Source organism: Mycobacteriales bacterium (assembly GCA_036497565.1).
Lineage (GTDB): Bacteria > Actinomycetota > Actinomycetes > Mycobacteriales > QHCD01 > DASXJE01.
In genome coordinates, this window is sequence record DASXJE010000228.1 from 1 (window position 1) to 26,305 (window position 26,305).

The window sequence follows — 26,305 nt, forward strand, 5'->3', positions numbered from 1 at the left end:
CTTGGCACCGATCGCTCGGACGGTCCTACCGTCCCTCCGATCCGCAAACGCGCAGGCCAGCCGGGGTGCACCTGTACTCCGGGCCCCTGCCGACTCAATTCTCCGGCCACCGAGTGGTGTGTAAAGGGCGGCCATCGGCCGTCGCTTCGCGATGAGCAAGCTCACCCTGGACACGCCACTCAGCGCCCGCATATCGGCAATTACAGGGGCCCGGGATAGGTCGTCTGTCCGGATCCCACGTAGTGGGTGTTTTTGGGACTAGCGGGGTTGCCCGAGCCGGTCCCGCCGGTGACGAGAAACGCGAGCCTCGCGGCGAGGACGAGCCGGAGCAGAGCTGCGGAGTCCGGCGCGAGCGTGCCGAGACCGACCAACTCCTCGATCGTGAAGACCCGGCTGCGCAGCACCCGCAGCGACACGTAGGTGGCGTCGGCAGCCACCGGCGGGAGGACGGCGTGCAATCGGGTCCCGTCCGGAAGGGTCGCGTCTACCCATGGTCGGGCGTCGTCGAGACGCCGTCCGGCCGCGGCGGCCAACCGTTGCGCGAGCCGCCGCACCGCCGCGTCGTCGGCGAACCGGACCGCGCTGTGCTCGAGGCCCCGGCCGCGGTCCACCCACACCTGGTCCGGTGCGTTGACGAGGACATCGGTGGTGTCCGGGTCGTGCAGCAACGGCTCGAGAGGGCCGGCGCCGACGAATTCGGACTGGGCCTCGCGGAGCAGGTCGAGCAACTCGACGTCGCCGACGAGGCCGCCGGTCTCTTCGCGCAGCAGCGCGGCGACACGGGCCGGCGTGACCGGCGCGTCGGATCCCGCCAAGCGGCGACGGACCCGCTCGGTCAGCGACCCGTCGAGGCTCATGCCACCTCCCGGGCGGACGCCGCGACCGGCTCGTCGTCGAGGCCGGCGACCAGGCGGCGGCACAGATTCGCCAACGGCCCGCGACTCCGGCGAGCCGGCGCCGCGCCGCGGTCCAGTGCGGCGGCCAGGCCCGGCTCGACGCGCAGCATGCCGGCAAGCGGGAGTCCGAGGGATCCGGCGACGACCGATGCCGACAGGCCCGACGGGGCCGGTCCGCGTACGACGACCTCGATCCGGCCGGTGTGCTCGGCGAGTCCGGCCGCGACCGCCGCGGCCGCGGCGCAGGCACGTACTTCGGCGGGCACCACGAGGAGGGTGAGGTCGGCGAGCACCAGGGCGGCCGCGGCGGCCGGGGTGAGCATCCGCGGCAGATCCACGACGACGAGATCGCCGTGGCGCCGGCCGGCTGTCACGACCGCGTGAGCCGCGCCGGCGGAGACGTCGGGGCTGCCGCACCGGCCCATCGACACCACGGAGACGCCGGCGACGACGGGCAACGCTTCGTGCAGCGACGCGGCCGACACCCGGCCCGACGTCGCCGTGAGATCGGGCCAGCGCAGACCGGTGGCGGACTCCGCGCCGAGCGCGAGGTCGAGCCCGCCGCCGATCGGATCGAGGTCGACCAGGAACGGGTGGCGCCTGGTGGTGCGGCCCGCGGTCACCGCCAGCGCGGCCGCGAGCACCGACGCGCCCGCGCCGCCCCGGCCGCCGACACAACACACCACCCGACCGCTGCGGGGTCGCGGCTCATCGGCTGCCGCGAGGAGCTCCGCCAGCGCCGGCTCGGCGGCCGGCAACACGAGGACCTGTTCGGCGCCGACCGCGATCGACCGGCGCCATACCTCTGGCGTGGGCTCGGTCCGGGTGAGGACCACGACCCCTTGGCGGCGGCTGAGGGCATCGGCCGAGCACCGCCCCACGACGTCCGAGCCGAGGAGAACCACCGGCGCCGCAGTCCAGGACGTTCGCCCTCCGGTCACCTCGGCGGCGACCTCGACCTCCGTCCCGACTGCCGCAGCCAACCGCAGGACGTCGTCGAGGAGGTTCTCGTCCGCGGTGACGACCAGCGGGCGGCGTCCGGTCGGGGCGGGTCGAGTCGGGGCGGGTCGAGTCGGGGCGGGATTGGCAGGCATGTGGCGGCTCCTCGGCGGACGGTGCCGCCGAGCACACCGCACCGACGGGTCTCCGCGGAGCACCGGTCGTCGGACTGTGGATCATCGGGTGCGCTGTGGACGAGAGATTGACAACCGTCGCGTCGGCGCATCCGGACGCAGAGACAGGACGACCCCCGCCTGGGGGGGAGGCGGGGGTCGTCTTACGAGTCCCGATTCCGGGGGGTTGAACCGGGCTCTGTGGAGGCCTAATGACCTCGGCACCGTCGTTTTTCCCCACATCCCGCTCCCCCAAACCATCGGTAGCCCACCAATACACTGTTTTTTTGTGGGCTCCGCAGCGTTCTTCGATCTGGACAAGACCGTGATCGCCACGTCGAGCACGCTCGCGTTCGGTCGGCCCTTCTTCCACGGCGGGCTGATCAACCGGCGGGCCATCCTCAAGGCCAGTTATGCCCAGTTCGTCTACCTCATCGCGGGCGCCGACGCCGATCAGATGGATCGGATGCGGGATCAGATCACCGCGATGTGCGCCGGCTGGGACGTGCAGCAGGTCAACGACATCGTCGCGGAGACCCTGTTCGACATCGTCGACCCGCTGATCTACGACGAGGCGGCCGATCTCATCGAGCAGCACCGCGCGGCCGGACGCGACATCGTGATCGTGTCGAGCAGCGGCGAGGAGGTCGTGGCTCCGGTCGGCGCGATGGTCGGTGCCGACCGGGTCGTGGCCACCCGCATGGTGGTCGAGGGCGGCAAGTACACCGGCGAGATCGCCTTCTACGCCTACGGGGAGAACAAGGCCGCCGCGATCCGCGAACTGAGCGCCTCCCACGGCTACGACCTCGCCGAGAGCTACGCCTACAGCGACTCGGTGACAGATCTACCGATGCTCGAAGTGGTCGGGCACGCCACGGCCGTCAATCCGGACCGGGCGCTTCGCCGGGCCGCGGTCGAACGCGGCTGGCCGGTCCTGCACTTCGACCGGGCGGTCTCGGTACGCAGCAGGCTGGTCAATGCCCGCCAGTCCGGACCGGCCGTCGCCGGGACGGCCGTCGGCATCGGCGCCGCGGCGGGCCTGGCCTGGTACGCCCGGCGGCGGCTGCGAGGCTGACCGGCACCGGCCCGGTGTTGCTGCAGACGGGCCTTCCCTCGGCGCCGGGAACGGCGTACAAAGAGCCTTACGGAGGACGACTTTCGGGCCGTTAACCGGGCACGGACACCAGGCACCCACGCGCGTCCAGCCGCGAGAGGCACGTCGGGGCGGACCCTCACCGGTCTGCGCTCGTCGAGTAAAGGTGCACGCTTGGTAACCGGATGTCCGTCCGCGACGGCGCCCCTTGAGGGGCGCCGTTCGCATGTCCGTCAGCGGGCTCCCCTGCGCATCGCCTCGCACACCGCGAGTCCCTCCTGCGCGCCGCGCTCCACCGCCGCGCAGCAGTGCCGCAACCAGCGGGCCACCCCGTCCGCACCGCCGGTCCGGAAGGAGCGCTGGGCGGCGACGTACTCGTCGGCCTGCTCGGCGTGACCGACCTCCGGTACGCCGACCGCTTTCGGGTCGAGTCCGCGGGAGATCATCGTCAACCGCGCCGCCGCCCGCGCGACCGTGCCGTTAGCGGCACGGAACGGCTCGACCGCCAGCAGCTCGCCGTGCACCACGGCGGCCACGACGACCGCCGGCGCGGCCGTGTCGCCCGTGACCAGGGCCGCCAGCGCGGCGAGCCGGGCGGAGCGCTGCGGGTCGGCGGTCGGCCGCCCGAGTTCGTCGTCCGGGAGGATCCCCGCCGCGGCGAGCAGGTGCAGGCGGGCGAGCGCCTGCATCGGCGCGTGCCGCCAGGTCGCGACGAGGCTGCCGACCGCGGCACTGGCCCGCAGTGCTCCCGCAAGGATCGGATCGTCGACGCCGCCGGCGCGGACCGTGTCCAACGGCAGGTCGCAGCCGTCGAGAGCGGCCGAGGACCTGGCACCGCGGAGGGCCGACTCGGAACTGACCTCGGCGCTGCGTCGGCGCAGCATCGGATTGGCCAGCAGGGCGTCGACCGCCGCTCTGGCCTGCCCGGCGGCGGCATCGACGCCCGCCAGCCCGAGAAGCGGCTGGAGGGGGTCGCCCGGCACCGTCGGCACCGTCCGAGGCTAGGCGATGATGCCCCGGAGCAGCCGATCGGCCTACTTGATCGGTTCATTCGGCCGATCTGGGTACCGCCATCGGAACGAATGCGATCTAGAGTCACGGGGTGCCCGAGCCAGGTGGGTGGTACGGGCCTACTCAAAGGGAGGATCCATGGCAGAGACCACCGGCTCCGGTGGGCCCGGAACCGCTGCAGAACCGCCGGCCGCCGCCGCACCGTCCATCGCCGACCCCGCACCGTTGGGCCTGGCCGGGTTCGCACTGACGACATTCGTGCTGAGCTGCATCAACGCCAACATCGTCGGCGTAGGGACCCAGTCGATCGTGATCGGCCTCGCGCTCTTCTACGGCGGCGTCGTCCAGCTGCTGGCCGGCATGTGGGAGTTCAAGAACCGCAACACGTTCGGAGCGCTCGCCTTCTCCTCCTACGGCGGGTTCTGGTTGTCCTTCGCGGCCATCCTCATCTTCTACAAGCCGACGGGTAACCCGGCCGACGCCGAGACCGCGATCGGCCTCTACCTTCTCGCGTGGGCGATCTTCACCTGTTACATGATCGTTCCGTCACTGCGAGTCAGCGGCGCGGTGGCCGGCGTGTTCGTCTTCCTGACCGCGACCTTCATCCTGCTGGCGATCGGCGCCCTCAACCCGTCCGAGAACGCCACGAAGATCGGTGGCTACCTGGGCATCGCGACCGCCGCCATCGCCTGGTACGCCTCGTTTGCCGGGGTCACCAACGCCACGTGGAAGCGGGTCGTTCTCCCGACCTGGCCTGCCGGGACGCGCTGAGATCTGCTAGAGAGAAGCCGACCGGACTACTTCACGACCGTGACCGGAGTAATGCTGTGACTGACTCGTCAGATGCCGGCCTGTCCAACCTGCTGCACGAGAACCGTCGGTTCCCGCCGCCCGACGAGCTCGCGGCCAACGCCAACCTCAAGGCCGACGCCTACGAGCGGGCGGCCGCCGATCGGCTCGGCTTCTGGGAGGAGCAGGCGCGGCGACTGGATTGGGACAAGCCGTGGGACACGGTGCTCGAGTGGAAGGCGCCGTTCGCGAAGTGGTTCGTCGGCGGTGCGCTGAACGCGTCGGTCAACTGCGTCGACCGGCATGTGGCCGCCGGTCGCGGCGACAAGGTCGCCTTCCACTGGGTCGGTGAGCCGGCCGACGACACCCGCGAGATCACCTATGCCCAGCTCAAGGACGACGTGTGCAAGGCGACCAACGCGCTGCTCGAGCTCGGGGTGCGCAAGGGCGACCGGATCGCGCTCTACATGCCGATGATCCCGGAGACCGTCGTCGCCATGCTCGCGTGTGCCCGGATCGGAGCACCGCACACCGTGGTCTTCGGCGGGTTCTCCTCCGACGCGTTGAAGAGCCGGATCCTCGACTGTGACGCGCGGATCGTGATCACCTCCGACGGCGGCTACCGTCGCGGCGCGGCCAGTGCCCTCAAGCCGGCCGTCGACGAGGCGGTCGCCGACTGCCCCGACGTGCGCAACGTCCTCGTCGTACGCCGGACCGGACAGGACGTGGCGTGGAACGCCGACCGCGACGTGTGGTGGCACGACGTCGTCGACCGGCAGAGCAGCGAACACACCCCGGAGGCGCACGATTCGGAGCATCCGCTCTACGTGATGTACACGTCCGGGACGACGGCCAAGCCGAAGGGGATCCTGCACACCACCGGCGGCTACCTCACGCACGTCGCCTACACCCACTCCGCGGTGTTCGACGTCAAACCCGACACCGACATCTTCTGGACGGCGGCCGACATCGGCTGGGTCACCGGTCACAGCTACATCGTCTACGGACCGTTGGCCAACGGCGTGACCTCGGTGATGTACGAAGGCACTCCCGACACCCCGCACCGCGGGCGGTGGTGGGACATCATCGAGCAGTACAAGGTGACCATCCTCTACACCGCGCCGACGACCATCCGGACCTTCATGAAGTGGGGCGAGGACATCCCGGCCCAGCACGATCTGTCGTCTCTGCGGCTGCTGGGATCCGTCGGTGAGCCGATCAACCCCGAGGCCTACATGTGGTACCGCCTCAACATCGGCGGCGACCGTTGCCCGGTCGTCGACACGTGGTGGCAGACCGAGACCGGCGGGATCATGATCTCGCCGCTGCCCGGGGTCACCGCGGGAAAGCCCGGCGCCGCGATGCGTCCGCTGCCCGGCATCAGCGGCGACGTATTCGACGACGACGGCAAGCCGGTGCCCGACGGCGGCGGCGGCTTCCTGGTGCTCACCGAGCCGTGGCCCGGCATGCTCCGCACCATCTGGGGCGATGACCAGCGTTACATCGACACCTACTGGGCGCGGTTCCCCGGCGTCTACTTCGCCGGTGACGGCGCGAAGAAGGACGACGACGGCGACCTGTGGCTGCTCGGCCGGGTCGACGACGTCATGAACATCTCCGGCCACCGCATCTCGACGACCGAGGTCGAATCCGCGCTCGTCTCCAACACCAAGGTGGCGGAAGCGGCAGTGGTGGGGGCGACCGACCCGACCACCGGACAGGGCATCGTCGCCTTCGTCATCCCGCGCGGCAGCGTCGCGGCCGACGAATCCGCCGGTGAGGCGTTCGTCACCGAGCTTCGCAACCATGTCGCGAAGGAGATCGGCCCGATCGCGAAGCCACGGCAGATCCTGGTGGTCGCCGAGCTACCGAAGACCCGGTCGGGCAAGATCATGCGGCGTCTCCTGCGCGACGTGGCCGATCACCGGAGCCTCGGCGACGTCACCACATTGCAGGACTCGTCCGTCATGGACCTCATAGCGGAGAACCTGCCGGCGGCCAGCAGCGAAGAGTAGTTCTGCCCTGAGGGCACATCGCGTTCCGTACGCTCGAAGGTGAAGTCACAGTTCGGGGAAGAAGCTGTGGCTCCGGGCGGGGGGCGTCATGGAGCACGAGCATGGCGCCGCCGTGGGCACCCTCGAACACCCGGCCGGCGAGCCGAGCCGCGGTTCGGGCAAGCCGCCGCGGCATTCCCGGACGGTGCGGTTCAGCGCGATGGTGCTGACCGGGTTGCTGGTGGTCGCGGGCCTGCTGGTGTTGCGTGCGACCGTGCCGCAGCGGTCGGCCGACGCGAGCCCCACCTCGAACGTCACCAACGGCGTCGGACCCGACCTCGCCCACAACCAGATCTTCGACATCCCCCGCCGCTACGACGGCCTGCCCGGACGGGTCCGGCTGCCCGATCCCATGGTGAACGGAGACGTCGTCACCGGCGCGTTGCCGCCGATCGACGGTCCGAACCGGGCGGCCGCGTCCCGAGCCGTCCATCTCGTCATGCAGCGTTACTGCGCGCATCCGGACCGCGCTCACCTGCGGCTGGTCGACGGCAGTAGCGGGTGGTGGAACGTCGTCGGTCACGTGAGTGCGGCGGGCGCGGCGCCCATCGCCGTCCAGGTGGAGTGGTCGTCGCCGTCCTACGTGTGGACCGGGTCGATGCGGGCGTTGGTCGGCTGCCCCTGACGGATGCCCCCTAACGGGTGCCCGTGAGCGGGTCGGTCCCGGTGCTGGACCCGTACGGCGCAGGCATGGAGCATGATCAGTGTTTGAGGCGGACCACCTGGGAGGGGCACGCGTGAGTACTGAGCGCAGCGATGCGTCCGGCCGGCACCGGATCCGGCCGGAGGACGCCATAGCGGGCGGGACGACACCCGCGGTCGGGACGACCTCGACCGGTGCCCTCGAGGGCGGCACCCAACCGTCGGTCGGAGAACTCGTACGCGACGCGTCGACGCATTTCTCGACACTGGTGCGCGGCGAGATCGAGCTGGCCAAGACCGAGGTGACCCAGGAGGTGAAGAAGGCCGGCCTCGGAGTCGCGCTGTTCGTCGTCGCGACCGTGCTCCTCGCCTTCTCACTCACCTTCGGTTTGATCGCGCTCGCGGAGGGACTGGTCACGCTCGGCATATGGCGCTGGGCGGCGTACCTCATCGTTTTCGGCCTGCTCGTGCTCATCGCAGCCGGCGCGGCGTTCATCGGCTACCGCAAGGTGTCCCGGATCGGGAAACCGGAACGCACGATCACCACCGTCAAGGAGACCGCAGACTGGGCGAAGCACCCGACCCAGGCGCCCGAGAGCGGCTGAGCCGGCGACTCGGGCCCGATGCACCCCGAGATGCGTCGGGGCCGGTGCCCGATGTGCGACCCTTGGCGCCATGCCCGACGGGCCCGCTGCACTGATCGACGCCGATGGACCGTGGACTCACCATGACGTGAGCACCAACGGCGTTCGTCTGCATGTCGTGGAAGCGGGCTCGGGGCCGCTCGTACTCCTGCTGCACGGCTTTCCGGAATTCTGGTGGGCGTGGCGGCACCAACTCGTCGCGCTGGCCGACGCCGGTCTGCGGGTGGCCGCGTTCGACCTGCGGGGCTACGGCGGCAGCGACAAGCCGCCGCGCGGGTACGACGCCTACACCCTGGCCGGCGACGCCGCGGGCCTGGTCCGTGCGCTCGGTGAGCGCGACGCGATGCTGGTCGGGCACGACTGGGGCGGGATGCTGGCCTGGACGGTCGCCGCAGCTCATCCCCGGGTCGTGCGCAGCATGGTGGCGATCGGGTCGCCGCACCCCCTGCGGCTGCGCGCGGCGATGGTCACCGACCCCCGCGGCCAACTCCGCTCGTCGGGGTACACCTTCACCTTCCAGACGCCCCGCTACGCCGAGACACTCCTGACCCGCGACGACGGTGCGGGCACCGCCCGGCTGATGGCCGACTGGGCGGGTGCCAACTGGCAGGGGACGGAGGACTTCGCCGACGCCGTCCGCCGCTACCGGACCGCGATGCAGATCCCGGCGGCGGCCCACAGCGCGCTGGAGTACTACCGCTGGATGATGCGCTCGCAGGTCCGCCCGGACGGCTGGCGGTTCGCCAAGCTGCTGTCCCGGCCGGTCACCGCGCCGACGCTGCAGCTGCACGGCGCCCTCGACTCGTGCACCCTTCCGGGCACGGCCCAGGGGTCAGGACGCTACGTCGCGGCCACCTACGAGTCGCGGTTGATCCCGTCGGTCGGGCACTTCCCGCACGAGGAGGCGCCTGACCTCGTCAGCGGCGAGCTGGTGCGCTGGGCCAAGTCCGGCTGAGTCCGAGTCAGTCGCAGCCGCCGGTGCCGACCGGGGTGGTCGCCCGGGCACCGGCGCGGGCGTCGGACGCGACCTCGTCGGCGGTCAGCGCGAAGCCGGTCTGGGTCTGATCCAGCGCCGCCGCGAAGATCACGCCGTAGACCTGGCCGTCGGGTCGCAGCAGCGGGCCACCGGAGTTGCCGCTGCGCACCGTGCCACGGACGGTGTAGGCGTCGCGGTCGACCGTCCGGTTGTTGTAGATGTTCGGCCCGCGGATCTCCTCCCGGTCCCGGATACGCGCGGCGTTCGCGGTCAGCGGCCCGTCCAGCGGGTATCCGACGATGATCGCGTCGGCGCCGCGCCCCGCGTCGCTCGGGGAGAACGACAGCGCCGGCTCGGAGAGGTCGGGGACCTGCAGGACGGCGACGTCGCGGTCGGGGTCGTAGAGCACGACGGTCGCCGCGAACTCCTGCCCGTCGACCTGGACCGACGGTGACTGCTCGCCGGCGACGACGTGCGCGTTGGTCATCACCCGGTGCGAGGAATAGACGAAGCCGGAGCCCTCGATCCGCCGCGAGCAAGACGGCGCGAGCCCGGTGACCTTGACGACCGAGTGCCGGACCTGGCGCAACGCGGGATCGGAGAGCAGCTTGGGGTTCGGGGGAGAGACCGGGAGCACCCGGGTCGGTGAGAGCGGCCCGAACACGTCGGGAAAGTCACCCCGATCGACGAGCCGGCGCAGCGAGTCGTAGAGGTTGCGCACCGGTGGCGGCACCGACGAGTTCACGGTCCGGATCACCGTCGACGCGCGCACCGCCTTGGCCAGCCCGGGGTACGGCGAGGAGGCGAGCGGGGTGGCGACCATCCACGCGACGAGAAGCGCGGCGAGAGCACCGGTGAGGGCGCCGAGCAGCGAATCGACCGCCCGGGCCGGCCGCCAGGTGATCCGGTTGCGAAGCGCGGAGCCGAACCGGACCGCGGCGATCTGCCCGATCAACGCGAAGCCGATGACCACGGCGACCGCGACCACCACCTGCGTCCGCCCGCTGCTGAGCCGGGTCGCGATCGGCGTGGCCAGCTGCGCACCGATCACTGCGCCGCCGAAGAACCCGATGAAGGACAGGATCGACGCGACGAAGCCGTTGCGGAACCCGTTGACCGCGAAGCCGACCGCCACCACCAGGACGACGATGTCGACTAACCCCAGACCCATCCTCGACCGGCCCTACCGCCGGTCAGTCCAGGCCCGGGCGGCACCGTGGTCAGTCCGCATCCGGCTCCTCCCGACCCGTTCCGTCGTCGACGGTACCCGCGCCGGCTCCGCCCGGTGTGAGTCCGGAGGACGGGACGCCGCGGGCGGCGAGCTCGACCTGCTCGGGCGGCAGCGGCCGCACCGGACCGGGTCGCCACGGTCGGGCCCAGCCGCCGAGCTCGAGCAGCCGGTCGATCAGGCCTGCGGTGAAACCCCAGACCAGCATGTCGCGGACGTCGAAGCCGGGCCCCATCCGGCCGGACGGATGCCGGACCCGGCAGCGGTGGGTCGGATCCGCCAGCTCGGCCACCGGGACCCGCTCGACCCGGGCGACCTCCGCCCGGTCCACCACCCGGACCGGCGCCGGCCGGGTCCACCAGCCGAGCACCGGGGTGACGGCGTAGCCCGAAACCGGGATGAACAGCCGCGGGAAGGCCCCGACGACCTCGACCGCCGCCGGGTCGACGGCGACCTCCTCGGCGGCCTCGCGGAGCGCGGCGGCGGCCGGGTCGGCGTCACCGGGGTCGACGGCTCCGCCGGGGAAGGCCGGCTGACCCGCGTGGGCGCGGAGGTCTCCGGCCCGTTCGATGAGCAGCAGGTCGGGCCCGTCCGGCCCGTCGCCGAGCAGCATCAGGACGGCGGACTCCCGGACGGCGCCCACGGCCTCGGGCAGGCGCGGCGGCTCCAGGGTGGAGACAGCCTGAACCAGCGTCTGCAGCCACGGCGGTACCCCCACCGGCGGCCGGTCGGGGTCGACCGGTTGGTCAGCCACCGACGCGGACTCCCAGGCGGGCCGCGACCTGACCGCGCAGCGCGTCGTAGCTCAACACCTTCGGCTCGACGGCGGCGACAGATCCGTCGGCGCGGAGCAGCACCGTGCCCGGCAGCCCGGGCAGCCCCATGGCGTGCGATACCCGACCGGCCGGGTCGTACACGCTCGGGAAGTGGACCCGCGCGTCCTGCAGGAAGGACAGCGCGGCCGACGGCGACGTCTCCTCGGTGTCGACGCCGATCACCCGTACGCGCCCCGCGGCCGCCTTCGCGAACCGCTGCAGGTCCGGCAGCTCGCCGCGGCACGGCGCGCACCAGGTCGCCCAGAAGTTGACCACCGTCGGTGATCCGGTGATCCGACGCAGCGGCACCGACGGCCCACCGCCCAGGCAGGCGAGCGTCTCGGCGGGAAGTACCGACCGTCCGGTCGCCGTGCCGGCCGGGGTCGGACAGCGCTGCAGCGCCGCCTGGCTGCGGAGCCCGGCCAGCTTGGTGTCCGGCCGGCTCGCTCCGTGGTGGTCAGGGGTCGTCGAGCAGGCCGCGAGTACTGCGCACAACGACGCGCACAACGACGCGCACAGGGCCAGCCGCCGTCTCATCCGGCCGACTCGGCGATTTCGACCGGCGACTTCACCAGGCGCTGTGCCACCACGGGATCGATCGGGCCCTCGCCGTACGACGGGCACAGCCTGGCAATGGCACACGCACCGCAGGCGGGCCGCCGCGAGTGACACACCCGGCGGCCGTGGAAGATCGCCCGGTGGGAGAACATCGTCCACTCCCGGCGGGGGAGCAGGTCGGCGACCGCCGCCTCGACCTTGACCGGGTCGGTCTCGGTGGTCCAGCCCCAGCGCCGCACCAGCCGCCCCAGGTGGGTGTCGACGGTGATTCCAGGAATGTCGAAGGCGTTGCCGAGGATCACGTTGGCGGTCTTGCGGCCGATGCCCGGCAGCGACACGAGATCCTTCATCCGGCGCGGCAGCGTCCCGTCGTAGCGCTCGACCAACGCGGCGCCCAGCCCGATCAGCGACGTGGTCTTGTTCCGGAAGAAGCCGGTCGGATGGAGCATCACCTCGAGTTCGGCGCGGTCGGCCCCGGCGTAGTCAGCCGCAGTGCGGTAACGCCGGAAGAGCTCCGGAGTGACCTCGTTGACCCGCTTGTCCGTGGTCTGCGCGGACAGGATCGTCGCCACCGCGAGCTCCAACGGCGTACGGAAGTCCAGTTCGGTGTGCGCATCGGGGTAGAGCTCGGCGAGTTCCCGGTTGATCCGCCGGGCACGGCGGGTGAGCGCGAGCGGCGTCTCTTCAGACGCCCGCCGCCTGACGGTCGACACGTCGGTCAGCGTACGTCGGCCGGTCGGAGCGGCCCGGCCCCGGGCGTCCGGGGTGGCCCCGCGGTCGGCCGCTCGAGCCGGTAGGAGAGAATCGCTCGCCATGATCGATTTGCTGGTACTGCTCTTCCCGTTTGTGCTGATGGCGTTCATGCTGCTGCTCGAGCGGGTCGAGGACCGGCTGCGGCACCGGCCGGACGACCGGCAGGTCGAGGAGTTCCTGGACAACGCCCGCCCGGACGACGTCGATGTCATGGCACGCCTGGGTGTCGCGCCGGCACTCGAGCGGTGGCGGTCCGGTCGGCACCGGATCACCCGGCTGCTGCCCAGCCGGGCCGGGCGGGACGCCTAGCGGCGCGTCGCCGCGAGGCACGCGCCAACCTGGACGACGATGCGCGGCCAGGCGATCATTCGGTGACAACCGCGCCACCCGGCGCGGAAGCGGAGGGTGAACGTGGACGAGGTGCTCGCCAAGGCCGGGCTGTTCCAGGACATCGATCCCGCCGCGGCGGAGGCAGTGGCCGCGCAGTTGGAGTATTTCGACGCGCCGCGTGGGTCCACGGTCTTCCGCGAGGGCGAACGCGGCGACAGCCTCTACATCATCCTGGCCGGCAAGGTGAAGCTCGGCCGGAGGTCTCCCGACGGCCGGGAGAACCTCGTCGCGATCATGGGCCCGTCCGACCAGTTCGGTGAGTTGTCGCTCTTCGACCCGGGACCGCGGACGGTCACCGCGACCGTGGTCACCGACGCCCGGCTCGCCAAGATGCCCAAGCAGGCGCTGCGCGACTGGATCACCCGCTACCCCGAGATCGCCGAGCGACTGCTGCACGTGATCGCCCGCCGGCTGCGGCGTACCAACAACATGCTCGCCGACATGATCTTCACCGACGTCCCCGGCCGGGTCGCGAAGGCCCTGCTGCAGCTTGCCCAGCGCTTCGGTGTCATGGAGGGCGGACAGCTGCGGGTGACCCACGACCTGACGCAGGAGGAGCTCGCGCAGTACGTCGGCGCCTCGCGGGAGACCGTCAACAAGGCGCTGGCCGACTTCGCCTCGCGGGGTTGGGTGCGCGTCGAGGGCAAGTCGGTCGTCATCCTCGACCGCGAGCGGTTGACCCGCCGGGCCCGCTGAGCGCACCGGCGGATCTCCCGCCCGCAGATCCTCCCCCGATGGACAAAACCCACTACTAGTGGGTTTTGGGCACCGTGTACGGCGTGTCGTGGACCAGAACCCACTACTAGTGGGTTTTGTCCAGCGCCGGCAGCCGCGCCGGAGCCCCGACACCGTCGGCCGACACCTCGGCCCACAGATTTTCGTAGCTGTGGGCGAGCCGGCTGCGCGGCGCGAAGGCCGGAACCGGAGCGCGGCGTACGGCCATCTGCTCGACCAGTGACATCGCCGGGATGACGGTCGTGGCGATGCCCGGGCGCTCCGCGGGCAGGGTCTCGACGATCTCCCGGTGCAGCCGCTTGCGCCGGTCGACCATCGAGAAGAACGCCCGGACCTCGGGCCGGCGACCGTCGAAGCCGTCGACGAAGCTGGTCAGTTGGTCGAGGGTGCGCACCGACAGCGTGGTCGGGATGAGCGGGACGACGATGGTGTTGGCGGCATGCAGGACGTTCTCCGAGACCAGCGAGATGCTGGGCGGACAGTCGAGGATGACGACGTCGTACTCGTCGCGAACCGGGCGCAACAACCGCCGGATCCGCCGGACCGGCTTCTTGGTGCCGTCGAGTTCGATGTCCATGTTGCGGTAGCTGAAGTCGGCGGGCAGCAGGTCGAGGCCGTCGAAGTCGGTGGCCTTGATCGCGTCGTCGAGCGGCCGGCTCCCCCGGACCAGGGCGCGTCCGCCGCCCTTCACCCGTGGCTTGACCCGCAACATGTATGTCGCCGCGGCCTGCGGATCCAGGTCCCACAGCAGGGTGCGGGCACCGGCGCGGGCGGCCAGGTAGCTCAGATTGACCGCGGTGGACGTCTTTCCGACGCCGCCCTTGATGTTGTACGTCGCAAAAACTCTCACCCCGCCACCCTGTCAGACAGGGCCCTGATCCGTCGCCCGACGTCGGCGCCGTCGAAGCGCTCGATCAACTCGACCGACTCCACCCGCGCCGACTCATGGTCGGCGTCGAGGTGCGCCATGAGCTCCCCCATCGCCAGGACGGTCGCGGCCGGTGCGGAGCCTTCGGCGACGATCTGCTCGGCGAAGGTCCGGGTGGCCTCACGCTGCACCGAAGCGTCCTGGAACGCGCCGAGGGAATCCTGCAGCCGCTTCAGCTCCCGCCCGACGTACTTGCTCTGCGACCGGTCGTGCATCGGCGCGAAGATCTCCAGCAGGTAGCGCAGTTCCTTGCACCGCTTGCGCAGTGTGTGCAGCTCCTCGTCGGCCGACGCCGGCCCGATCGCCAGGCCCTGGCGGCGCACCCGCCGGTAGGCCCGGCGCACCCGCTGGTCGGCGAGTTCCGCCAGGTCGATCTCGGGCCCCGCGCTGACCGCCGGGTCGGTCAAGGCCTCCCGCCAGTCGGCCTGGAGCTGGGCGAAGCGCGCCGACCGCAGGGCCCGCACCAGCCCGCGGAGCGCGCCCCGGCGCCGGCGACGCAGGTCGTCCGCGAGCGGCGCGAGGTCGGCGGGTCGGGCCGACCGCAGCCGACGGGCCAGCTCCGGCAGGCCCAGCAGGTAGACGTCGAGGTCGCGGGTCGGCGTGGTCAGGTCGCCGAGCCGCCGGAATTCCGGCCCGAAGCGGTCGGCGAGTCCGCCGGGGAGCACGTCGCCGGTCAGCTTGAGGACGGACCGGGTCCGTCGTACGGCGACCCGCAGATCGTGCAGGAACTCGGTGTCGACGTCGGCGGTCACCCCCTCGACGTTCTCCGCGATGGTCGTGGCGAACTGCAGCAGGACACCGGCGATCGCGGCCGGCGCCGCCAGCGCCGGGGACACGGAGCCGCGCTCGTGGGTCGGCACGTCGAGCGCCCGCAGCGGGTGCGCCGCCACCGCGTCGTCGTACGCCGACCTCGCCCCGTCGGCGATCCCGGGCACCCGGGAGAGCAGTGCCACGATACGGGTGGTGTCGGCGGCGTACCCCCGTAGCGGGGCGATCACCATCCGGATCGGGCCCCGGGGGTCACCGGCGCTCCGCTCCAGCGTGAGCCGCGCGACCGTCTTCGCGTCGTCGTTGCGGATCGCCACCTCGCGGACGGCCGTCCGCGCCTCGGCCACCGGCATCAGCGCGCGGATCCCGGCGACCGCGCGCAGCCGGTCGCGCAGCGAGCCGGCCGGCAGGTCGTCGACGAGGGCCGGCCAGCGCAGCGCCGAAATACGGCCCACGGTGACCTGACCGTCCCCGTCGCGCAGGGTCAGCGACCGCCCGCCGCCCTGCCGGTGTTCGAGGTCGACGCCGGCCTCCCGCAGCCGCCAGTCGAACGTGTCGAGCCAGACCCTGCTGATCGTGGCCCGGCGCTCCGGCAGCAGCGAGTACGCCGGGCCGAGGACGCGCGCGATCCCGTCGACCTCCCGCGACGGCGCGGTCGTCCACACCAGCGTCACCGGTCGGTCCGACACGCCTGCCTCCCACCCAGGTCAGCTAGATCGGAGCTGGTCACTCGCCGTCGGGCACGTGGGTACCGAGACCGACGGTCGGATTGGCCCGCACCCGGTCGTCGATCGCCGCGTCCGGAATGTAGGGGACGAGGAAGCCGTATTGGGCGAGTACGTCGGCGGAGATGTCCGGGTTTTCGCCCCAGGCGGCGATCTCCCCCCAGCAGGGCGAGCCGAGCGACCCGCTGTAATGACGCACCGACAGGCCCGCGCACAGGTTGGCGAACTTCAGCCGCTCGTCGAGCGGCCAGCCGGCCAGCGAACCGAAGACGAAACCGGCGGCGAAGACGTCACCGGCGCCGGTCGGATCGAGGGCGTCGACCGGCAGGGCCGGCGCCGACGCCTCCTCACCGGTCACGTTGTCGATGGCGATCGCGCCACGGTCGCCGGCCTTCACCACGCACACCGGCACCCGCTCGGCCAGCGCCGCGAGGGCCCGCTCGGGGCTGTCGGTGCGGGTGTACGCCATCGCCTCCACGGCGTTGGGCAGGAAGACGTCGACCATCGCGAGGCTGTCGAGGGTGGCCGGGGACCACACGCCCGTGGCGTCCCAGCCGACATCGGCGAAGACGGTCGTCCCCGCCGCCCGCAGCTCGGCCGCCCACTCGGGCGGTCCGTGGTCGAGGTCGACGAAGCAGGTCTTGGACTCCGGCACAGCGGTGACGAGCTTGTCCGGGGGAAAGGGCAGCGGCTCGCCGTAGGTGATCATGCTCCGATCGGCGTCGTAGGACAGCGACACCGTCACCGGCGTCGGCCAGCGCGGCAGCCGTCGGGACGGACCGAGGTCGACGCCTTCCTGTTCGGCGATCGTGCGCCAGAGGTAGGCGCCGAACATGTCGTCGCCGAACGCCGCGGCCAGGCCGACCCGCAGACCCAGCCGGCTCATCGCCACCGCGAGGTTGGCGACCCCGCCCGGCGCCGACCCGAGGCCGCCGGTGAACAGCTCCGTGCCCGGCGCCGGAAGCCCCGGCAGCCCGGTGAAGATCATGTCGATGAAGACCGTGCCCGACAGGAAGACGTCGAGAACCGGTGCGTCGGCCTGACTGCTGTGCAGCCGCGCACTGGCCTCGTAGCGCTCGGCGCACGGATCGGAGAGCGGCCCGGCCAGCGGCGGCTCGCCGGCCGGCGTGGACGGGCGCCCGTCGCCGGCGTCGGACCGGAACTGGTTCCTGTTGCTCATCGTCCGAGCATCCTCCGTCGCGGTCGCTGCCTGGGCCGGACCATGCCGTTCGAACCGGACATCAGCTCTCGCCCGGCTGGTCGGACGCCAGGTAGTCGAGCTGGGCCCGCACCGAGAGCTCGGCGGCCCACCGCACCGCGGGATCGACGTCGGCGTAGACGGTGTCGACGATCTCGCGGGCGGTCACCGGACCAGGATGCGCCTCGACCGCCGCCCGCACTTGATCAAGCCGCTCAATCCGATGGGCGAGGTAGGCCGCGGCGACCTCGGCGACGTCCGGCTGCTCCGGGCCGTGGCCGGGCAGCACCCGCCGCGGGCCGAGCGCGGCGAGCCGGCGCAGCGAGTCCAGATAGTCGCCCAGCCGGCCGTCCGGGTGCGCGACGACGGTCGTGCCCCGCCCCAGGATCGTGTCGCCGGTGAGGACCGAGTCCTCGACGACGAGGCACACCGAGTCGGCGGTGTGGCCCGGAGTCGCCTGCACGGTCATGTCGAGCCCGTCGATGGTCACGACGTCGCCGTCGGCCAGGCCGGCTCCGTCGATCCGGTGCGCCGGGTCGACCGCACGGACCGGCGCCCCGGTCAGGGTGTGTAGGCCGGCCGCACCGGCCGCGTGGTCGGCGTGGCCATGGGTCAGCAGGATGAGGGCGACCGGGCCCGTACCGGCGAGGGTGGCGAGGTGACCCGGGTCGTCCGGGCCGGGATCGACGACGACCGACCGTCGCCCGCCCGGCGCGCGCAACACCCAGGAATTGGTGCCCTCGAGGGTCATCGGGGACGGGTTGGGCGCCAGCACCACCGATGCGTAGGGGGTCACCGGGCGGACCTGCCCGTACGCCGGGTGCCGGGCTGCGCCGGTCACGCCGACGATCCCGGCAGCGGCAGCCGGGTCCCGTCGGGGAGGACGACCGCGCCGTCCTCGAACACCGGACGCACCGGCGTGAGGGAGCGGCGATCGGCAGCGGCCAGCGCCTCGCTCACGGATCCATACCGGCTCAGCTCGGTGAGGGTCACCGAGGTGGGCGGCAGCAGGGCGCGGGCGCCGGCCCTGGTCTCGGCCAGCGCATCGGCCGGGCGAAGCCAGGCGGCGTCCTCGGCCTCGCCGGTGGAGGTATCGGTCCGGAGACCGTCCGGGAGAGCGGCGACGAAGAACCGCGCGTCGTAGCGCCGGGGCTCCTGCTCGGGTGTCACCCACCGGCTCCAGGCGCGCAGCAGGTCGGTGCGCAGCACCAGGCCCTCGCGGTGCAGCAGCGCGGCCAGCGACAGCTCATGCCGCTCGACCGCATCCCGCGCGGCCAGCCAGGCCGGACCCGACGCGTCGACGACGGATCGGGCGGACCGGCCGGCCAGCAGCACGCCGGCCTCCTCGAACGTCTCGCGTACGGCGGCACTGAGCAGCGCGGTGGCGGTGATCTCGTCGGTCGACAGTCGCGCCGCCCAGTGCGCGGGGCTCGGCCCGACCCAGCCGATCGACGGCCCCGCCGCCGTCACGGCGTCGTCGGGATCGACCGTGCCGCCGGGAAAGACGGTCATGCCGCCGGCGAAGGCCATGCCGACGACCCGCCGGAGCAGGTAGACCTCGATGCCGCGCGAGCCGTCCCGGAGCAGCGCCACGGTGGCGGCGTCGCGCGGGGGCATCGCGCGCTCAGGCCGGGATGACCGCCGGGCGGTCGGCGACCTCCACGACCAGCTCGACCTCGACCGGGGCACCGAGCGGCAGTTCCGCGACACCGACGGCGGAGCGGGCGTGCCGGCCGGCGTCACCGAAGACCTCGCCGAGCAGCTCACTGGCCCCGTTGACGACACCTGGCTGGCCGGTGAAGCCGGCGTCGCTGGCGACGTAGCCGACGACCCGCACCACCCGCGCGACATTGTCGATCCCCACCAGGGCGTCGACCGCGGCCAACGCGTTGAGCGCGCAGGTGCGGGCCAGCGCCGCTGCGTCCTCGGCACTGACCTCGCCGCCGACCTTGCCGGACCGGGCGAGGGCGCCGTCGACCATGGGCAGCTGGCCCGAGGTGTAGACGAGGCCGCCCGCGCGCACCGCCGGCACGTAGGACGCGAGCGGTGCGGCGACGCCCGGCAGGGCGATGCCCAACTCGGCCAACCGGTCGGTGACGCTCATGACTCGAGCGGCCGTTTGAGGTAGGCGACCATCTGCTCGGGGTTGGGACCCGGGATGACGACGACCAGTTCCCAGCCGTCCTGGCCCCAGTTGTCGAGAATCTGCTTGGTCGCGTGCACGAGCAACGGCACGGTGGCGTACTCCCACTTCTGCATGCCCGCACCGTACCGGGCCGCTCGCGGGGCGCCCGTGCCCGCCGCATCCTCCGGCTACGCTGGGACGGTGCCCCTGCCCGACACGTCGTGGCCACCCGCGCGTCTCCACGTGGTCACCGGGAAGGGCGGCACCGGCAAGACCACCGTCGCCGCGGCGCTCGCCATCGCGCTGGCCACGGGCGGACGCCGGTCGCTGCTCATCGAGATCGAGGGCCGGCAAGGGATCGCCCAGCTGTTCGACACCCCGCCCCTGCCGTACGGCGAGCGCCGGATCGCCGTGGCGCCTGAGGGTGGGGAGGTGCGTGCTCTCGCGGTCGACGCCGAGGAGGCCCTCCTGGAATACCTGCAGATGTTCTACAACATGCGCCGGGCCGGTCGGGCCCTGCGCCGCATGGGCGCGATCGACTTCGCGACCACCATTGCGCCGGGCATGCGCGACGTCCTGCTCACGGGCAAGGTCAAGGAGGCGACCACGCGGGTCGAAGAGGGGCGCCGGGTCTATGACGCCGTGGTGCTCGACGCCCCGCCGACCGGGCGGATCGTGCCCTTCCTCAACGTCACGGGCGAGGTCGCCGGCCTGGCCAAGATGGGTCCGATCAAGACCCAGAGCGACGGCGTCATGGCCGTCCTCCGGTCGAGCCAGGCCGCCGTACACATCGTCACCCTGCTGGAGGAGATGCCGGTGCAGGAGACCGTCGACGCCGCCGCCGAGCTCACCGCGTCCCGGCTGCCGGTCGGTGCAGTGATCATCAACATGACGCGGCCACCGCTACTTCCGGCCCGCGAGCTCGCCCGCGCCCAGGCCGGCCGGCTCGACGTCGGGCGGCTCGCGGCGGCGTTGACGAAGACCGGGCTGGACGGGGGCGAGCTGGCTCCGGCACTGGCCGGCGAGGCGCAGGAGCATGCGACCCGCTATGCGATGGAGCAGCACCACCGCGCCGAGGTGGCCACCCTCGGACGCCCCACCTACGAGCTTCCGCTGCTCACGCCCCCGATGGATCTCGGCGGGCTCTACGAGCTCGCCCGGCAGCTACGCGATCAGGGCGTCGGGTGACTGCCACCCGGCCCGCATGGGTGCTTGGACGATGACCGGTCGTCGTACGCCGGCCCGCCTCGACCTGGGCGCGGTCGTCCTCGACCCGCAGACCCGGGTGGTGGTGTGCTGCGGCAGCGGCGGCGTCGGCAAGACCACGACGGCGGCGGCCCTCGGCCTCTACGCCGCCGAGCACGGCCGGGCGGCGGTGGTGCTCACGATCGATCCGGCGCGCCGGCTGGCCCAGTCAATGGGGCTCACCGAGCTCGACAACACCCCTCGCGCGGTGCCCGGCATCGACGCCAGCGCCGGTGGCTCGCTCGACGCGATGATGCTCGACATGAAGCGCACCTTCGACGAGGTGGTGCTCGCGCACACCACCGTCCCGAAGGCCGAGCAGATTTTCGCCAATCCCTTCTACCAGGCGCTGTCGTCGTCCTTCGCCGGTACGCAGGAGTACATGGCGATGGAGAAGCTCGGGCAGTTACGGGCCCGCGACCACTGGGATCTGATCGTCGTCGACACGCCGCCGTCGCGATCCGCGCTGGACTTCCTGGACGCTCCGGCCCGGCTCGGACGGTTCCTCGACGGTCGGATGATCAGGTTGCTGACAGCGCCCGCGAAGGCCGGCGGCCGGTTCGGGGCGAGGGTGGTCGGTGCCAGCTTCTCGATGTTCAGCCGGGTCCTGACCAAGATTCTCGGCGGGCAGGGCCTGGCCGACATCTCGGCCCTCGTCGCCGCGCTCGAGACGATGTTCGGTGGCTTCCGTGAACGCGCGCAGGCGACTTACGACCTGCTTCGCCGACCGGGGACGGCATTCGTCGTCGTGGCGGCGCCGGAGCCGGATGCCCTGCGCGAAGCGTCGTTCTTCGTCGATCGGCTGTCTGCGGAAGAGATGCCACTCGCCGGGCTGGTCCTCAACCGGATGCACCTGACCAGCGCGGAATCGCTGTCGGCGGCGCGAGCCGAGGCGGCCGCGGACGAGTTGGACGTTCCCGGAGGAAGCCGCGTCGCCGCGGCCGTGCTCCGGCTCCACGCCGACCGGTTGGTCGTCGCCGACGCGGAACGGCGCCTGCGGAGCCGTTTCTCGGTCGCCCACCCGGACGTCGCCATCGCCGACGTACCGGCGATGGCCACTGACGTCCACGACCTCGACGGCCTCCGCGCGGTCGCCGAAACGCTCACCACCCACCAGGCCGGCGCCCGCCAGACGCACTGACGGTGCCGAGGTGGGTGCCGAAGATCAGGCTGCGGGCTCCCGATCGTGTTCGCGCCGTGCTGCGTCGAGTAGACCGCGCCACGACTTGATGCCTGGTCGACGTCGCAGCAGCGCCCGGCGCTCCCGCTCCGTCATGCCCCCCCAGACACCGAACTCGACCCGGTTGTCCAGCGCGTCGGCGAGGCACTCGGTGCGCACCGGGCACGCGGCGCACAACCGCTTCGCCCGATTCTGCGCCGCACCCTGGACGAACAATGCGTCCGGGTCAGCCGTCCGACAGACTGCGCGCGCAGCCCACGTTGCACTACTATTCATGTGGTTTACCCCCCAGTCGACCGGTGATCCCCGAGCACACCGGCACTAGGTTCATTCTAGGAAACCGGACACCCGGGTGCACAGTCCCCGAGAAGCCTATCTTGGTTAGACCTGCCGTTACTCCATTGCTACGCCCTCCGGCGGTATTGCTGTAAGCAAATGGCGTAGCGCAGGCGTAGCCGCGCGGCGGGGTGGTCGCGCGCCGTCCGGGACGACGTACTCTGGCTCCCCGTGGCAGCGGCATCTCGGAAGACTCTGACCACCACGGCCAAGCTGGTGATCGCCGCGGTCGTCGGCGGCGTCGTCCTCGCGGCGGTGGCCATCCCTACCGTCGGTGGCATCGGGCTCGTGGCGAAGGCCGGCTCGAACACCTTCAGGAACCTGCCGACGCAGCTCAAGGATGGCGGCAAGCCCCCTGAGCGCTCGGAGATCCTGGCCGCAGACGGCCAGCGGCTCGCCAACCTCTACCTGCAGAACCGCCGGGTGGTGCCGCTCTCCCAGATCGCTCCCGTGGCGCGCAAGGCACTGATCGCCATCGAGGACAGCCGCTTCTACCAGCACAAGGCGTTGGACTACCGCGGCATCGTCCGCGCGCTGGTCACCAACGGCAGGGCAGGTTCGGTACAGCAGGGCGGCTCGACGCTGACCCAGCAGTACGTCAAGCAGGTCCTGCTCTACCAGGCGACCACTCCTGCTGAGCAGCGCGCCGCCATCGCCGACAACCTGGGCCGCAAGCTCAAGGAAGCGCGGCTCGCGGTGGCCCTGGAGCACACACTCACCAAGGATCAGATCCTGACGCGCTATCTGAACATCGCCTACTTCGGCGAGGGCGCATACGGAATCGAGACCGCCGCCCACACCTACTTCGGGGTGTCGGCGAAGGAGCTGAGCCTGCCGCAGGCCGCGATGCTCGCCGGCCTCGTGCAGAGCCCGAGCGGGGACGACCCGTTCCAGGACAAGAGCCGCGCGAGCACACGCCGGCACGAAGTGCTGGCCCGCATGCATCAGCTCGGCGTCATTTCGTCCGCACAGTTCTCGGCCGCCGACGGGACACCGATCACCCTGGTCAAGAAGGTGATCGAGCCGGCGAACGGCTGCGGGCAGACCCTCCTGCCCAACAGCGGGTTCTTCTGCGACTACGTGCGGTCGTATCTCACCGACGTCCTGCACCTCACCCACGCCCAGCTCTACAAGGGCGGGCTCACGATCAAGACCACGCTCGATCCGAACATCCAGGCCCACGCGATGGCGTCGGTCACCGCCAACGACCCGATGGGAAATCCGGCCGCCGCAGTGATGGACGTCGTGCGGCCGGGAACGGGCGCCGTACAGGCGATGGCGGTGAACCGGACCTACGGCTCGGACCCCAACGACAAGTCCCAGACGACGATCAACCTCGGTGTGCGGCCGGTCGCGCAGGCCGGGTCGACGTACAAGATCTTCACGCTGGCTGCCGCCCTGCAGCGCCGGGTGCCGATCTTCTTCCGGATCAACTCTCCGCAGCACTTCACCTCGACGGTCTTCCACGGCTACCCCGTGCACAACGACGGGGCCGACGAGGCCTGTGATTGCACCCTCGGCCGGGCGACGGTCCAGTCGGTCAACACCTACTTCGTCAAGCTCCTCGAGTCGCGCTACTTCAACGGCGACCTGACCGACCCGGTCCGCGACGCCCAGCGCATGGGTCTGGCGCCGCGGTCGCTGCCCAACTCGCTGGCCGACCAGATGATCAAGGAGCAGCAGGCGTCCTTCACGCTGGGCTCGCCCGCCACCAGTCCGCTCGACATGGCCTCAGCCGCGGCGACCATTGCCGCGAAGGGCAAGTACTGCCCGCCGAACCCGATCGTGTCGATCACCGGCCCGGACGGTCACGCGGTGAAGGTGCCCAAGACGGCCTGCAGCCAGGTGCTGCAGCCGAAGATCGCCGTCGGGATGACGAGCATCCTTCGGGGCGATCCCAGCAACCAGGAGCCGTGGGTCAGCTACAACACCGCCAGCAACGCCGCCCTCGATTACCAGCACCCGGCGGCCGGAAAGACCGGCACCTCCAACGACAACGCCGCGCTGTGGTTCATCGGCTACACGCCCAACCTGGCCTCCAGCGTCGCGGTGTTCAACCCGGATTCACCGTCGAAGGAAGTGACGACGATCCCGGGGAATCCGGGGCCGCTCTACGGCAAGTTCGCCGCCCAGATCTGGCACGACGCCGTACAACCGATCGTGGCCAACGAACCGGCGTGGACCTGGCCGGAGCCCGACCCGTCGGTCGTCAACGGCGACTCGGTGCAGATTCCCTGCGTGACCGGCGCCGATGTGAGCAGCGCGTCCAACGCACTCGCGTCGGCCGGCCTGAACGCCGTACCCGGACCGGAGGCCGACTCGACGTCCCCGGTCGGCACGGTGCTGGCGCAGAGCCCGGCCTGCGGGGCCCGCGTCGCGAAGGGCGAGAACGTCACGCTGACGACGAGCAACGGCAAGCCGTCGCCGACTCCGACCCCCAGTCCGACGCCGAGTCCGACTCCCAGTCCGACGCCGAGCCCGAGTGCCGGCCCGACCCCCAGTCCGACGCCGAGCCCGACGAAGACGCATCCGGTGCTGCCGCCGGGCGGCGGTCACCACCACGGTCCGCCGCATCACCATCCGGGCGGTTGACGCGTCGGGGGCCTCAGCCGGCTGACAGCTGCCGTTTGACCTCGGCGGCGACCCGACCCCCGTCGGCCCGGCCGGCGACCGACGCCTGGACGGCCTTCATCGCCGGTCCCATCTGGGCCATGCCGGTCGCTCCGGACTGGCCGATGCCGACCCGCACGAGCTCGACGAGCTCCTCGTCGGTCAGCTGCGCCGGCAGGTAGCGGTCGATGACCGTGCCCTCCGCGCGCTCGCGGTCGGCGAGTTCACCGCGCCCGGCGCCGTCGAAGGCCTCGGCCGACTCGCGGCGTTTCTTCGCCTCGCGGGTCAGGATGCGCAGTACCTCGTCGTCGGAGAGGGTCCGCGCCGAGGATCCGGAGACCTCCTCCGTCCCGACCGCCGCCAGCACCATTCGCAGGGTCGCGGTGGTGAGCTCGTCCCGCGCCTTCATCGACGTCGAGAGGTCCGTCCGTAGCCGTTCTTTGAGATCACCCACCCGCCGAAACTACCCTGGAGGGATGCGACGCCGTACCGGACTGCCTCTCGCGCTGCTGACGACCGCAGCCGCGACGACGGCCTACGCCGGACTCATCGAGCGGACCCGCTGGACCCTGCGCCGGTACGACGTGCCGATCCTGGCGCCGGGCAGCGCTCCGCTCCGGGTGCTGCACCTGTCCGACATGCACATGACGGCCGGCCAGAGCGGGAAGCAGGAATGGATCCGGGCGCTCGACGCGCTCGAGCCCGACCTCGTCCTCAGCACCGGCGACCACATCGCCGGGCAGACCGCCGTACCAGGCGCGCTGACCGCGCTGGGCCCGATGCTGGGGAGGCCCGGCGCGTTCGTCTTCGGCAGCAACGACTACTACGGCCCGCGACCGAAGAACCCGCTGAGGTACCTCTTCCCCGACGACAAGCGCCGACGCCCCGGCGACCCCCTGCCGTGGCGCGACCTGCGCGACGCGATGCTCGCCGCCGGCTGGCAGGACCTGAGCAACACGCGGGCCACCGTGACCGCGGCGGGTCGCACCATTGCCCTGGCCGGAGTCGACGACCCGCACATCCGGCGTGACCGCTACGAGCAGGTCGCCGGCCGCGCGCTCCCCTCGGCCGACATCCGGATCGGGCTGTCGCACTCCCCCGAGCCGCGCGTGCTCGACGGGTTCGCCGCCGACGGCTACGAGCTCATCGTGTGCGGGCACACCCACGGCGGGCAGCTCCGGGTCCCGATCTACGGCGCCCTGGTGACCAACTGCGGTCTCGACCGGGGCCGCTGCCGCGGACTGTCCCGCTGGCACGACTCGTGGCTGAACGTGTCGGCCGGCCTCGGCACCTCGCCGTACGCGCCGGTCCGCTTCGCCTGCCCTCCGGAGGCCACCCTGCTTACCCTCGTCCCGCGGTCAACGGGACCCGACGGGGTCGGCTAGACTCGTCCCGCATCACCGGGGTGTGGCGCAGCTTGGTAGCGCGCTTCGTTCGGGACGAAGAGGCCGCAGGTTCAAATCCTGTCACCCCGACCCACAAAACCGCAGGTCA

27 protein-coding genes, 1 tRNA gene and 1 pseudogene are annotated in these 26,305 nt (G+C 71.7%); 13 read left to right on the forward strand and 16 right to left on the reverse strand.

The genetic code is table 11. The features are described 5' to 3' along the window. Positions 1-269: 269 nt before the first annotated feature. Positions 270-857: pseudogene (locus VGH85_18630) on the reverse strand (ATPase, T2SS/T4P/T4SS family). After that, on the reverse strand, positions 854-1,990 hold the full coding sequence (gene ssd, locus VGH85_18635) for a septum site-determining protein Ssd (GenBank protein HEY2175827.1): 1,137 nt from the start codon (positions 1,988-1,990) through the stop codon (positions 854-856). Before ssd ends, VGH85_18630 begins: the two are co-directional and overlap by 4 nt. 307 nt (positions 1,991-2,297) lie before the next feature. Here ssd and VGH85_18640 point away from each other — a divergent pair, with 307 nt between their 5' ends. Further along, positions 2,298-3,083 carry an HAD-IB family hydrolase gene (locus VGH85_18640; GenBank protein ID HEY2175828.1) on the forward strand — a complete coding sequence of 262 codons (786 nt, stop codon included), beginning with the start codon at positions 2,298-2,300 and terminating at the stop codon, positions 3,081-3,083. A gap of 251 nt (positions 3,084-3,334) precedes the next feature. Here the strand turns inward: VGH85_18640 and VGH85_18645 are convergent, their stop codons facing one another. After that, positions 3,335-4,093, reverse strand: a complete 759-nt coding sequence (locus VGH85_18645; GenBank protein ID HEY2175829.1) for an oxidoreductase — start codon at positions 4,091-4,093, stop codon at positions 3,335-3,337. A gap of 157 nt (positions 4,094-4,250) precedes the next feature. Between VGH85_18645 and VGH85_18650 the strand changes: the two genes are divergently transcribed. From VGH85_18650 to VGH85_18670, 5 genes are all read left to right on the forward strand, one after another. Further along, entirely contained in the window at positions 4,251-4,883 is a 633-nt protein-coding gene (locus tag VGH85_18650) for an acetate uptake transporter (protein HEY2175830.1), read from the forward strand. A 56-nt stretch (positions 4,884-4,939) separates the two neighbouring features. Further along, the gene (acs, locus tag VGH85_18655; protein HEY2175831.1) at positions 4,940-6,916 is read left to right on the forward strand and encodes an acetate--CoA ligase; all 1,977 of its coding nucleotides are present in this window, start codon (positions 4,940-4,942) and stop codon (positions 6,914-6,916) included. 88 nt (positions 6,917-7,004) lie between these two features. Beyond that, positions 7,005-7,580: a hypothetical protein gene (locus VGH85_18660; GenBank protein ID HEY2175832.1), complete on the forward strand. Its 576-nt coding sequence runs from the start codon at positions 7,005-7,007 to the stop codon at positions 7,578-7,580. Between the two features lie 112 nt (positions 7,581-7,692). Beyond that, entirely contained in the window at positions 7,693-8,202 is a 510-nt protein-coding gene (locus tag VGH85_18665; GenBank protein ID HEY2175833.1) for a phage holin family protein, read from the forward strand. Positions 8,203-8,272: 70 nt separating this feature from the next. Further along, positions 8,273-9,196, forward strand: coding sequence for an alpha/beta hydrolase (locus VGH85_18670; protein ID HEY2175834.1), 924 nt, complete (start codon positions 8,273-8,275; stop codon positions 9,194-9,196). 7 nt (positions 9,197-9,203) lie between these two features. On the opposite strand, the gene VGH85_18675 is transcribed toward VGH85_18670, so the two are convergent. Genes VGH85_18675 through nth form a run of 4 tightly spaced genes read right to left on the reverse strand, consistent with a single transcriptional unit; the run spans position 9,204 to position 12,633 of the window. Next, positions 9,204-10,388 (reverse strand): MarP family serine protease, encoded by a 1,185-nt coding sequence (locus VGH85_18675; protein ID HEY2175835.1) that lies wholly within the window; start codon positions 10,386-10,388, stop codon positions 9,204-9,206. A gap of 49 nt (positions 10,389-10,437) precedes the next feature. Next, entirely contained in the window at positions 10,438-11,199 is a 762-nt protein-coding gene (locus tag VGH85_18680; protein ID HEY2175836.1) for a CoA pyrophosphatase, read from the reverse strand. Further along, positions 11,192-11,797 (reverse strand): TlpA disulfide reductase family protein, encoded by a 606-nt coding sequence (locus VGH85_18685; protein ID HEY2175837.1) that lies wholly within the window; start codon positions 11,795-11,797, stop codon positions 11,192-11,194. The genes VGH85_18680 and VGH85_18685 overlap by 8 nt, the downstream gene beginning before the upstream one ends. Further along, positions 11,794-12,633 carry an endonuclease III gene (gene nth / locus VGH85_18690; GenBank protein ID HEY2175838.1) on the reverse strand — a complete coding sequence of 280 codons (840 nt, stop codon included), beginning with the start codon at positions 12,631-12,633 and terminating at the stop codon, positions 11,794-11,796. Before nth ends, VGH85_18685 begins: the two co-directional genes overlap by 4 nt. On the opposite strand from nth, the gene VGH85_18695 reads away from it, so the two are divergent. Then, positions 12,632-12,880, forward strand: coding sequence for a hypothetical protein (locus VGH85_18695; protein HEY2175839.1), 249 nt, complete (start codon positions 12,632-12,634; stop codon positions 12,878-12,880). The genes nth and VGH85_18695 overlap by 2 nt on opposite strands. A 102-nt stretch (positions 12,881-12,982) precedes the next feature. After that, the gene (locus VGH85_18700) at positions 12,983-13,657 is read left to right on the forward strand and encodes a Crp/Fnr family transcriptional regulator (GenBank protein HEY2175840.1); all 675 of its coding nucleotides are present in this window, start codon (positions 12,983-12,985) and stop codon (positions 13,655-13,657) included. 106 nt (positions 13,658-13,763) lie between these two features. Here the strand turns inward: VGH85_18700 and VGH85_18705 are convergent, their stop codons facing one another. The 7 genes from VGH85_18705 to VGH85_18735 form a co-directional block, all read right to left on the reverse strand. Further along, positions 13,764-14,546 (reverse strand): AAA family ATPase, encoded by a 783-nt coding sequence (locus VGH85_18705; GenBank protein ID HEY2175841.1) that lies wholly within the window; start codon positions 14,544-14,546, stop codon positions 13,764-13,766. Next, positions 14,543-16,081 carry a CHAD domain-containing protein gene (locus tag VGH85_18710; GenBank protein HEY2175842.1) on the reverse strand — a complete coding sequence of 513 codons (1,539 nt, stop codon included), beginning with the start codon at positions 16,079-16,081 and terminating at the stop codon, positions 14,543-14,545. Before VGH85_18710 ends, VGH85_18705 begins: the two co-directional genes overlap by 4 nt. A gap of 37 nt (positions 16,082-16,118) precedes the next feature. Beyond that, positions 16,119-17,297: a PfkB family carbohydrate kinase gene (locus VGH85_18715; protein ID HEY2175843.1), complete on the reverse strand. Its 1,179-nt coding sequence runs from the start codon at positions 17,295-17,297 to the stop codon at positions 16,119-16,121. Positions 17,298-17,358: 61 nt separating this feature from the next. Then, positions 17,359-18,156: an MBL fold metallo-hydrolase gene (locus tag VGH85_18720; GenBank protein ID HEY2175844.1), complete on the reverse strand. Its 798-nt coding sequence runs from the start codon at positions 18,154-18,156 to the stop codon at positions 17,359-17,361. Continuing rightward, positions 18,153-18,932 carry an NUDIX hydrolase gene (locus VGH85_18725; GenBank protein HEY2175845.1) on the reverse strand — a complete coding sequence of 260 codons (780 nt, stop codon included), beginning with the start codon at positions 18,930-18,932 and terminating at the stop codon, positions 18,153-18,155. Before VGH85_18725 ends, VGH85_18720 begins: the two co-directional genes overlap by 4 nt. A 7-nt stretch (positions 18,933-18,939) precedes the next feature. Then, positions 18,940-19,419 (reverse strand): RidA family protein, encoded by a 480-nt coding sequence (locus VGH85_18730; GenBank protein ID HEY2175846.1) that lies wholly within the window; start codon positions 19,417-19,419, stop codon positions 18,940-18,942. Beyond that, positions 19,416-19,574, reverse strand: a complete 159-nt coding sequence (locus VGH85_18735) for a hypothetical protein (protein HEY2175847.1) — start codon at positions 19,572-19,574, stop codon at positions 19,416-19,418. Before VGH85_18735 ends, VGH85_18730 begins: the two co-directional genes overlap by 4 nt. Positions 19,575-19,641: 67 nt before the next feature. On the opposite strand from VGH85_18735, the gene VGH85_18740 reads away from it, so the two are divergent. Both VGH85_18740 and VGH85_18745 read left to right on the forward strand, forming a co-directional pair. Further along, positions 19,642-20,628 (forward strand): ArsA-related P-loop ATPase, encoded by a 987-nt coding sequence (locus VGH85_18740; protein ID HEY2175848.1) that lies wholly within the window; start codon positions 19,642-19,644, stop codon positions 20,626-20,628. 16 nt (positions 20,629-20,644) lie between these two features. Further along, complete coding sequence (locus tag VGH85_18745; protein ID HEY2175849.1) at positions 20,645-21,826, forward strand: ArsA family ATPase; 1,182 nt, start codon at positions 20,645-20,647, stop codon at positions 21,824-21,826. Positions 21,827-21,850: 24 nt separating this feature from the next. Here VGH85_18745 and VGH85_18750 read toward each other — a convergent pair whose 3' ends face one another. After that, the gene (locus VGH85_18750; GenBank protein HEY2175850.1) at positions 21,851-22,141 is read right to left on the reverse strand and encodes a WhiB family transcriptional regulator; all 291 of its coding nucleotides are present in this window, start codon (positions 22,139-22,141) and stop codon (positions 21,851-21,853) included. A 231-nt stretch (positions 22,142-22,372) separates the two neighbouring features. Between VGH85_18750 and VGH85_18755 the strand changes: the two genes are divergently transcribed. After that, positions 22,373-24,793, forward strand: a complete 2,421-nt coding sequence (locus tag VGH85_18755) for a transglycosylase domain-containing protein (protein HEY2175851.1) — start codon at positions 22,373-22,375, stop codon at positions 24,791-24,793. 13 nt (positions 24,794-24,806) lie between these two features. Here VGH85_18755 and VGH85_18760 read toward each other — a convergent pair whose 3' ends face one another. After that, positions 24,807-25,265, reverse strand: a complete 459-nt coding sequence (locus VGH85_18760) for a GatB/YqeY domain-containing protein (protein ID HEY2175852.1) — start codon at positions 25,263-25,265, stop codon at positions 24,807-24,809. Between the two features lie 22 nt (positions 25,266-25,287). Between VGH85_18760 and VGH85_18765 the strand changes: the two genes are divergently transcribed. Beyond that, entirely contained in the window at positions 25,288-26,196 is a 909-nt protein-coding gene (locus tag VGH85_18765; GenBank protein HEY2175853.1) for a metallophosphoesterase, read from the forward strand. Between the two features lie 16 nt (positions 26,197-26,212). Next, a tRNA-Pro gene (locus tag VGH85_18770) sits at positions 26,213-26,286 on the forward strand. Positions 26,287-26,305: the final 19 nt, after the last annotated feature.

Excerpts from the sequence above, each read along its gene's own strand:
- ssd (HEY2175827.1), bottom strand. The coding sequence starts at position 1,990 with ATGCCTGCCAATCCCGCCCCGACTCGACCCGCCCCGACTCGACCCGCC.
- VGH85_18650 (HEY2175830.1), top strand. The coding sequence starts at position 4,251 with ATGGCAGAGACCACCGGCTCCGGTGGGCCCGGAACCGCTGCAGAACCG.
- VGH85_18660 (HEY2175832.1), top strand. The coding sequence starts at position 7,005 with ATGGAGCACGAGCATGGCGCCGCCGTGGGCACCCTCGAACACCCGGCC.
- VGH85_18670 (HEY2175834.1), top strand. The coding sequence starts at position 8,273 with ATGCCCGACGGGCCCGCTGCACTGATCGACGCCGATGGACCGTGGACT.
- VGH85_18675 (HEY2175835.1), bottom strand. The coding sequence starts at position 10,388 with ATGGGTCTGGGGTTAGTCGACATCGTCGTCCTGGTGGTGGCGGTCGGC.
- VGH85_18685 (HEY2175837.1), bottom strand. The coding sequence starts at position 11,797 with ATGAGACGGCGGCTGGCCCTGTGCGCGTCGTTGTGCGCGTCGTTGTGC.
- VGH85_18695 (HEY2175839.1), top strand. The coding sequence starts at position 12,632 with ATGATCGATTTGCTGGTACTGCTCTTCCCGTTTGTGCTGATGGCGTTC.
- nth (HEY2175838.1), bottom strand. The coding sequence starts at position 12,633 with ATGGCGAGCGATTCTCTCCTACCGGCTCGAGCGGCCGACCGCGGGGCC.
- VGH85_18715 (HEY2175843.1), bottom strand. The coding sequence starts at position 17,297 with ATGAGCAACAGGAACCAGTTCCGGTCCGACGCCGGCGACGGGCGCCCG.
- VGH85_18725 (HEY2175845.1), bottom strand. The coding sequence starts at position 18,932 with ATGCCCCCGCGCGACGCCGCCACCGTGGCGCTGCTCCGGGACGGCTCG.
- VGH85_18730 (HEY2175846.1), bottom strand. The coding sequence starts at position 19,419 with ATGAGCGTCACCGACCGGTTGGCCGAGTTGGGCATCGCCCTGCCGGGC.
- VGH85_18735 (HEY2175847.1), bottom strand. The coding sequence starts at position 19,574 with ATGCAGAAGTGGGAGTACGCCACCGTGCCGTTGCTCGTGCACGCGACC.
- VGH85_18745 (HEY2175849.1), top strand. The coding sequence starts at position 20,645 with ATGGGTGCTTGGACGATGACCGGTCGTCGTACGCCGGCCCGCCTCGAC.
- VGH85_18750 (HEY2175850.1), bottom strand. The coding sequence starts at position 22,141 with ATGAATAGTAGTGCAACGTGGGCTGCGCGCGCAGTCTGTCGGACGGCT.
- VGH85_18765 (HEY2175853.1), top strand. The coding sequence starts at position 25,288 with ATGCGACGCCGTACCGGACTGCCTCTCGCGCTGCTGACGACCGCAGCC.